Annotated in this window: 8 protein-coding genes; 5 read left to right on the top strand and 3 right to left on the bottom strand. The window is 63.2% G+C overall.

The window, feature by feature from the left end:
- A partial coding sequence (locus tag QZ184_RS08640) for an S-methyl-5'-thioadenosine phosphorylase (RefSeq protein ID WP_247478511.1) occupies nt 1-911 on the bottom strand: 911 nt, incomplete at its 3' end.
- A gap of 69 nt (nt 912-980) precedes the next feature.
- Between QZ184_RS08640 and QZ184_RS08635 the strand changes: the two genes are divergently transcribed.
- Nucleotides 981-1,421 (top strand): peptidylprolyl isomerase, encoded by a 441-nt coding sequence (locus tag QZ184_RS08635; protein ID WP_010317065.1) that lies wholly within the window; start codon nt 981-983, stop codon nt 1,419-1,421.
- 34 nt (nt 1,422-1,455) lie between these two features.
- Here the strand turns inward: QZ184_RS08635 and ribBA are convergent, their stop codons facing one another.
- Nucleotides 1,456-3,087 carry a bifunctional 3,4-dihydroxy-2-butanone-4-phosphate synthase/GTP cyclohydrolase II gene (gene ribBA, locus QZ184_RS08630; RefSeq protein ID WP_296415171.1) on the bottom strand — a complete coding sequence of 544 codons (1,632 nt, stop codon included), beginning with the start codon at nt 3,085-3,087 and terminating at the stop codon, nt 1,456-1,458.
- A 76-nt stretch (nt 3,088-3,163) separates the two neighbouring features.
- On the opposite strand from ribBA, the gene argC reads away from it, so the two are divergent.
- Nucleotides 3,164-4,228 (top strand): N-acetyl-gamma-glutamyl-phosphate reductase, encoded by a 1,065-nt coding sequence (gene argC, locus QZ184_RS08625; RefSeq protein WP_296415084.1) that lies wholly within the window; start codon nt 3,164-3,166, stop codon nt 4,226-4,228.
- On the opposite strand, the gene purN is transcribed toward argC, so the two are convergent.
- Nucleotides 4,219-4,857: a phosphoribosylglycinamide formyltransferase gene (gene purN, locus QZ184_RS08620; protein ID WP_296419103.1), complete on the bottom strand. Its 639-nt coding sequence runs from the start codon at nt 4,855-4,857 to the stop codon at nt 4,219-4,221. The two genes, argC and purN, sit on opposite strands and share 10 nt — an antisense overlap.
- Nucleotides 4,858-4,896: 39 nt before the next feature.
- On the opposite strand from purN, the gene QZ184_RS08615 reads away from it, so the two are divergent.
- From QZ184_RS08615 to QZ184_RS08605, 3 genes are read left to right on the top strand one after another with little or no spacing between them, the layout of a single operon-like run.
- Nucleotides 4,897-5,241, top strand: coding sequence for a DUF1257 domain-containing protein (locus tag QZ184_RS08615; protein ID WP_296415080.1), 345 nt, complete (start codon nt 4,897-4,899; stop codon nt 5,239-5,241).
- 10 nt (nt 5,242-5,251) lie between these two features.
- Nucleotides 5,252-6,982, top strand: coding sequence for a M61 family peptidase (locus QZ184_RS08610; protein WP_296419100.1), 1,731 nt, complete (start codon nt 5,252-5,254; stop codon nt 6,980-6,982).
- 2 nt (nt 6,983-6,984) lie between these two features.
- Complete coding sequence (locus QZ184_RS08605; protein WP_296415077.1) at nt 6,985-7,827, top strand: peptidoglycan recognition family protein; 843 nt, start codon at nt 6,985-6,987, stop codon at nt 7,825-7,827.
- Nucleotides 7,828-7,918: the final 91 nt, after the last annotated feature.

Genomic DNA, 7,918 nt, shown 5'->3' with positions numbered 1-7,918 from the left:
TAACCCTTAAACGGCCCCCAATAGGGCTCAGTGAAGAGATTGAGCTTCACTCGAGTCGCCGCAGGAACCTGATCGGCGGGGGTCATCAGTGCATCCTGCAGGGCGTGGTGCGCCGCACTGGCGGGCCTCAGGGCTGCGATCCGCTCCGCCGTGGTCCTGACGATCTGGGTGGCGAGGGCCGCATTGGCCTTGAGATTGCCGATCACCATCTCGACGGTCACGCTGTCGTGGTCCGCGTACCAACAGTCGTAGTCGGTGGCCATCGCCAGGGTGGCGTAGGCGATTTCTGCTTCTCGGGCGAGTCTGGCCTCGGTGTGGTTCGTCATCCCGATCACCGAACAGCCCCAGCTTCGATAGAGGTTGGACTCGGCCCGGGTGGAGAAGGCGGGACCTTCCATGCAGAGATAGGTTCCGCCGCGGTGCAGGGTCCTGCCCTCCGGCATCAAGCTGTCGGCGACATCCGCCAGCAGGCGGCTGAGGCTGGGGCAGAAGGGATCCGCCAGGGCCACATGGGCCACGGCGCCATCGCCAAAGAAGCTGTTCGGTCGCTCCCGGGTGCGGTCAATGAATTGATCGGGCACCACCATGTCCAACGGGGGGATCTCCTGCTGGAGTGAGCCCACGGCCGATGGGGACAGAATCCAGCGCACCCCAAGGGAGCGCATCGCCCAGATGTTGGCCCTGTAGGGAACCTCCGTCGGCAGGAAGGTGTGATGGCGGCCATGGCGCGCCAGGAAGACCACCTCCATGCCCCCCAGTCGGCCCAGACGCAGTTGATCCGAGGGAGGACCAAACGGGGTCTCGATGGTGAGCTCCTGGACATCCTCCAATCCCTCCATTGCGTAGAGCCCACTGCCGCCCAGGACCCCAAGACGGGCCTGGCTGAGATCGACGGAATGGGGGACGGACATCACCACTGATCAGATCCCATCACTTCTACCGGAGCGCCCATACTGAGGCGGTTTGCTGACGATCTCACCGTGACCAAAGCCGTGATGGAGACCGACGCCGGCACGATCGAACTGGAACTGTTCGAAGCCGACGCGCCCAACACCGTGGCCAACTTCGTGAAACTGGCCAAGGACGGCTTCTATGACGGCCTGGCCTTCCACCGTGTCATCCCCGGATTTATGGCCCAGGGGGGCTGCCCGAACAGCCGTGAGGGTGCCCGCGGCATGGCCGGCACCGGTGGTCCTGGCTATCAGATCGACTGCGAGATCAACGCTCAGAAGCACCAGGCCGGCACCCTGGCCATGGCCCACGCCGGCAAGAACACCGGTGGCTCACAGTTCTACATTTGCCATGAGGCCCAGCCTCACCTCGATGGCGTCCACACCGTCTTCGGTCACACCGGAAACATGGACGTGGTCCTGGCGCTGAAGAACGGCAGCCGGATCAACAAGGTCACGATCCAAGGCTGATCGCTGGTCGGGGCTGCCCAGCAGCCCCACTCCCTCAACACCAGCGCAGCAGGGCTCCGCTTTCAAACGGGACCCCCGCCTGACCCGAGCGCAATTCCTGGAGCGGTCTCCGCTGCGCTTCCAGGGTGTTGCTCGGATGTGAGCTGCGCTGCGCATCGGGCGCCAACAACAGGCTCACGCTTTGGGTCTCCGGCCAGTCCGCCATGGTTCTCAGGATCTGTCGCAGGCCTTCAGAATTTCCGCCGTTCACGAGAACGGCCAATTCCGGCTGATCCATCAGGGCCAACACCCGGGAGTGTTCTTCCCGCTCCAACTCCAATCCTTGCTGCTCGGCCCAGTCGGAGAGCTGCTGAAACAAGCTCGCACTGTTGGCCTCGTCCTGGCCTGAACTCGGCTTCCAGGCCAGGACTGCCGCTGGTCCTTGGACGGCAGCGGTATCCATCAAGTGCCCCAATTTCGCCTGTTTGGTTTGCAGGTAATTGACGTTGTGCTGGCCGGGATCCATCACCAGGGGCACCCGGTCCACCACCTCAAGGCCGTAGCCACCGAGGCCTGCAATCTTGCGCGGATTGTTGGTGATCAGCTTGAGACGGTGAATCCCTAGATCACTGAGGATTTGCGCTCCGACGCCGTAGTTGCGCAGGTCCGCCGGAAAGCCCAGTCGTTCGTTGGCCTCGACGGTGTCCAAGCCGCCGTCCTGCAGGGAATAGGCCTTGAGTTTGTTGATCAGGCCGATGCCCCGGCCCTCCTGTCTGAGATAGACCACGACGCCCTCGCCGGCCTCCTCGATGATCCGCAGGGCGGATTCCAGTTGCGGGCGGCAATCACAGCGCAGGGAGCCGAAGGCATCGCCGGTGAGGCACTCGCTGTGCACCCGAACCAAGACGGGACCTGCCGAGTGTTCTGGGTTGCCTTTAACGATGGCCACATGGTCCGAACCATCGAGCTCGTTGCGATAGCCAATCGCCCGAAACTGACCGAAGGCACTCGGGAGCATGGCTTCGGCCTGGCGCCGAACAAAGCGCTCCGTATCGAGCCGGTAGCGAATCAGGTCCGCAATGTTGATGAAGCGCAAGCCATGGCGCTTGGCGTACTCCGCCAATTGCGGCAGCCGGGCCATGGAGCCATCGGCGTTTTGGATCTCACAGATCACGCCTGCTGGATAGAGACCCGACATCCGTGCCAAGTCGACGGCCGCTTCGGTGTGCCCGGCGCGCTTCAACACGCCCCCTTGCTTGGCCCGCAGGGGGAAGATGTGGCCCGGCCTGCGCAGATCGTTCGGACGGGTCCCCGGGTGGATGGCGACTTGGATCGTGCGAGCCCGGTCTTCCGCTGAGATGCCTGTGGAGACTCCGTTCTCGGGGCCTGCGTCCACGCTGACGGTGAAGGCCGTTTGATTGCTGTCGGTGTTGCGATCGACCATCAGTGGCAGGTCGAGCGCGTCGAGACGCTCACCCTCCATCGCAAGACAGATCAGGCCCCGCGCCTCGGTGGCCATGAAGTTGATCTGCTCCGGTGTGGCGAACTGGGCAGCGCAGATCAGATCCCCTTCATTCTCCCGGTTTTCGTCGTCCACCACCACGACCATTTCGCCATTGCGGATCGCGGCCAGACCGTCGGCGATGGAATCGAAGACAAACGAGTCCTGAGTCAGGGGCTGGTTCAGGGAAGGCGGGCCCGACGGCCAGGTGCACTGACACTTTTATAGAGCCCGGTACGATCGGCCTTCCCCTGTGCAAGCCATGGCAAGTCAGCGCGTCGCCGTGATTGGGGCCTCGGGCTACGGCGGTTTGCAGACCCTCCGGCTGCTCCAGGGCCATCCGGAATTGACCGTTAGCTTCCTGGGGGGCGAGCGAAGCAGCGGCAAGCGTTGGAGTCAGCTCACTCCGTTTTTGCCACTGCCAGGCGATCCGGTGGTGCAGAACCCGGAGGTGGATGCGATTGCCGAGGCCGCTGACTTCGCGGTCCTCAGCCTTCCCAATGGCCTGGCCTCCCGCCTCGCCCCTGCGCTACTCGAGCGTGGGGTCAAGGTGGTCGACCTCTCCGCTGACTATCGCTACAGCTCCCTGGATCAGTGGAAGGAGGTCTATGCCTCCGAGGCCAGCAGCTTCCCCAGAACTGACGCGGACCTTTGCCAGGAAGCCGTCTACGGCCTCGTGGAGTGGGATCAGCAGCGCATTGCTGCGGCTCGCCTGGTGGCGGCTCCTGGGTGTTTCCCCACCGCCAGCCTGTTGGCCTTGACCCCGTTCTTGAAGCAGGGCCTGATTGAGACCAGCGGCATCGTGATCGACGCCAAGACCGGCACCAGTGGCGGCGGCCGGGCCGCGAAGGAGCATCTCCTCCTGGCGGAGGCCTCGGAAGGCATTTCCCCCTACGGCGTCGTGGGGCACCGCCACACCAGTGAGATCGAGCAGCTCTGCAGCCGCGCCGCGGGTACGAGCATTCAGTTGCAGTTCACTCCACACCTCACGCCGATGGTGCGCGGTCTACTCGCCACGGTCTATGGCCGACTGCGCGATCCAGGACTGACCGCGGAGGACTGCACAACGCTGCTCGAGGCGGCCTATCGCCACGCCCCCTGCGTGCAGGTTCTACCGGTCGGCACCTATCCCTCGACCAAATGGGTGCGCCAGACCAACAGGGCGCTGCTGTCGGTTCAAGTGGACCAGCGCACCGGTCAGCTGATCGTGATGAGCGCCATCGACAACATGGTCAAAGGCCAAGCCGGTCAAGGGGTCCAGTGCCTGAACCTGATGGCGGGCCTGCCCGCTGAAACGGGACTCCCGCTGCTGCCCTTCTATCCCTGAGCGCAAAGCCCAAGGCGCTGGGCAGCCAGGCTGACGGCCAGGGGCAGGATCCGATGTTCCTGCTGATGGATTCGCTCGGACAGGCTGGCCTCACTGTCCCCGTCAAAAACCGGAAGGGCGGCTTGCACCAAAATCGGCCCTGTGTCCACCTCTAATTCCACGAGATGGGCCGTGCAGCCCGTCAGGGTGACGCCGGCCTCGAGGGCCTGTCGGATCGCTTTCGCCCCCCGGAAACTCGGCAGCAGCGACGGATGGATATTGATCAGCCGTTCTGGGTAGGCCTCGATCAGTTCCTGCGTCACGATTCGCATCCAGCCGGCCATCACCACCAGGTCCACCTGCGCGGCACGAAAGGAGGTGACGAGCGCGCGGTCGAGCGCCTCCCGCGATGGGTAGTTCCGGTGGTCCAATACCTGTGCGGGGACATCCAGGACCTCGGCCCGCGTCAAGGCACCTGCATCAGGTTTGTTGACGATCAGCAGGCTCACTTCTGCAGAGAGTTGCCCGGAGCGGCAGGCCTGGACCAGGGCCTCGAAGTTGCTGCCCGAGCCGGAGGCCATGACCCCCAAGCGCAGGGGCGGTTTGGTGACGATCGGATGCTCCGGTGGCAAAGGCCACTGGACGGCCAATCCACTCCCGCTAGGGTCTGGAAAAGTGGAGTCCTGGCCATGTCCCATCTCTCCATCCTGCCAACGGTCCTTACGGATGAGCGCCTTCTGGCCCAGGCTCTCCAGGAGCTCGGCTACGCGGTCCACTGGGGCGGCCAGCTCCAGGGTTTTGCCGACCAGCAGGAGGCGGTCACCCTCTGGGTGCAGGTGAACCCCGAGCAGCAATTGGGTTGGTGCCGTCAGTCCAATGGACGTTTGGCTTTGGTGGGCGATCTGCAGCGGCTCGGACGATCCCACTCCGTTCAGCAGCTCGTCGGACAGATCACCCGCAGCTACGCCGCACTCCAGGCCCTTCAGACCGCTGCCGCGGAGCTGTCGAACGCTTCAGTTGAATTGATCAGCTGACGGTTGAACGATGACGGGATTGGTTCAGGTCCAGCTTGATCTGAGCAACCCTCAGAGCCACCTGGTGCATGTGCGGCTGGAGATTTCCTCTCCCCAAGCTCAGCAAGAGGTCTCACTACCCGGCTGGACACCCGGCTCCTACCTGATCCGCGACTACGTCAAGCAGCTGGAGGGCTTCAAGGCTGTTCAGCAGGGTCTTGAGCGGTCCGTGCGCCGCACCGATCCGAGTACCTGGCAGATCGATTGCAATCCAGACGCGGGACCGCTGGTGCTGACTTATGCCGTCATGGCCACGGAGCTGACGGTTCGCACCTGTCATCTGGATCAGGACCACGGCTTTTTCGCCTTAGCGGCGGTGGTTCTCGAGGTGGCGGGTCAGCGCTGGAGTCCCCACCGCCTGACCTGCGTGGTGCCCAATGGCTGGAATGCCTTTGTTCCCCTGCCCACGGATGCCACGGGATCTTGGCTCGCGACAACGTTTGATCAGCTGATCGACAGCCCCATCGAGGCCGGTCCACACCAGTCGCATCCGTTCGAGGTCCTGGGTGTTCCCCATCGCTGGGTGACCTGGTTTTCAGATCCCGCCTGCGCGGTGTGGTTCGCCGATCGTTATCCGACGTTCTTCGAGGACGTGAAGCAGGTCTGTTTGGCCTGTTGCCGGCTGATGGGCGAACCAAGACCCGCCAGCTCGGACTACCTCTTTGTGCTGCACCTCTTGGATGAGGGGTATGGGGGCCTGGAGCACGACGACAGCACAGTCCTTGTCTATGGACGCCGCAACCTCGAGACCAGCAGCGGATACCGCAAGTTGCTGCAGCTCGTTGCCCACGAGTATTTCCACCAGTGGAACGTCCGGCGTCTGACCCCAAGGGAACTTCGGCCGGTGGACTACAACCGCGCCAGTGTGATCCCGACGCTCTGGTTTGCAGAAGGGGTCACCAGCTACTTCGATCAGCTGCTGCCGCTGACCGCTGGCTTGAGTACGCCGCAGGACTACTTCAGTGATCTTGGGGAGGACCTCAGCCGTTACCTGCTCACGCCTGGGCGTCAGGTCCAGACCCTCAGAGAGAGCAGTGAGGAGGCTTGGGTCAAGCTCTACAAGGCCGATGCCTACTCCGCGAGTAGCCAAGTCAGCTATTACCTCAAGGGGGCGGTCGTCGCCCTCTGTTTGGACCTGGAGCTCCGGCGTCATCAGAGCTCACTCTCCGCAGTTGTTCAGCAGCTTTGGAGAAGCCACGGTCGCCATTGTCGCGGCTATGGGGAGTCCGATCTGCTGGAGGCCTTTGAAGGGCAAGTCACCGGTTTGGCTGGGCGTCTAGAGCAATGGTTGACGGACGTCGACGATCCTGATTGTTCTGGCTACCTGTTGGATGTAGGCCTGGCTCTGGAGCCGGAGATGTCCAGCGATCCTTGGACGGGAATGACCACGGGTCTGAAGGACGGCCGGCTGGTGGTTCAACGCGTTTTGCGCCATAGCCCGGCTGAGCGGGCTGGGCTGATGGTGGGCGATGAACTGATCGGCTTGGCCGGCCAGCGGCTGGCCAAGCCCGAGGACGTTCCAACGCATCTGCGTGCTGGCGTGGCTCAGCCGCTGCTCATGGCCCGTCGTTCCAGCCTGCGGGAGCTTCAACTCTGCAGTGATCCACCGCAGCCCAAGCGCTACAAACTCGAGCCTGTAGCCAACCCCACAACCGCCCAGCAGGCAGCCCAAGAGGCCTGGTTGCAACAACGGGTGGGCTAGCCATGGTCCGGCTCGTTCCCGAGCAACCGACTCGCATTCCGCACCGCCGTGCACTGGGGCTGGCCCTAGTCGCCTTGGCTGGCCTCAGCCTCATTCCGCTCTGGCAGCGTTCGAGTCAGGCTCCCGCGCGGCTGCCAGCTCCCCTTGCCAATGCACGGCCCGCTCCTCTCCCTCCCGCTCAAGCGGCATGGACCAGCCCCCTGCAGCGCCAATGCAGCGTGAATGACCGCGCCCTGGTGGCACGTCTAAAGACGCAGCAGCAGACCTATCCCTCCACCCTCAAGCGGGTCAAGATCGACCCCTCCAACTACGACCAGCGCGTGCCCTATGACGCGTTTGGAAATCCGTTGCAGACGACCCCATCGCTTGTCGTTCTGCATGAGACGGTCTTCGGGCTGCAATCGGCGCTGAACACCTTCATTAAGCACAACCCAAGGGATGAGGACCAGGTCAGCTACCACCTGCTGATCGGTGAAAACGGAGAGTCGGTTGAAGCCCTACACCCCCGATTTCGTGCCTATGGAGCGGGTTACTCCGCTTTCGATGGCGAATGGGCGGTGTTGAATCCAGAGCTTCCTGGCTCTATCAACAATTTCGCTCTGCACCTCAGCCTCGAGACACCGCTGGATGGTGAGAACGATGCGGAAACCCACAGTGGCTACAGCTCCGCCCAGTACGACGCCATGGCCGTCGTCCTTGCGGATTGGATGAACCGCTACAAGATCCCGAAGGAGCGGATTACGACCCACCGCCATGTGGATCTTGGTGCAGCGCGTGCTGATCCCAGGAGCTTCAACTGGGAGGCGCTGCAGCAGCGATTGGCGGCCCTTGGGGTGCTCTGCTGAAGACCCTTCAGATCAGCGGTGACAGGGGTTGCCGCTGGCGCCCATAGACCAAGCCGTGCAGTTCGGGGTCCTGCATGTAGCGCAGGATCCT

Source organism: Vulcanococcus sp. DEBay_Sum22DG08_74 (assembly GCF_017852955.1).
Taxonomy (GTDB): domain Bacteria; phylum Cyanobacteriota; class Cyanobacteriia; order PCC-6307; family Cyanobiaceae; genus Vulcanococcus.
This window is presented reverse-complemented; position numbering and strand designations above follow the sequence as displayed.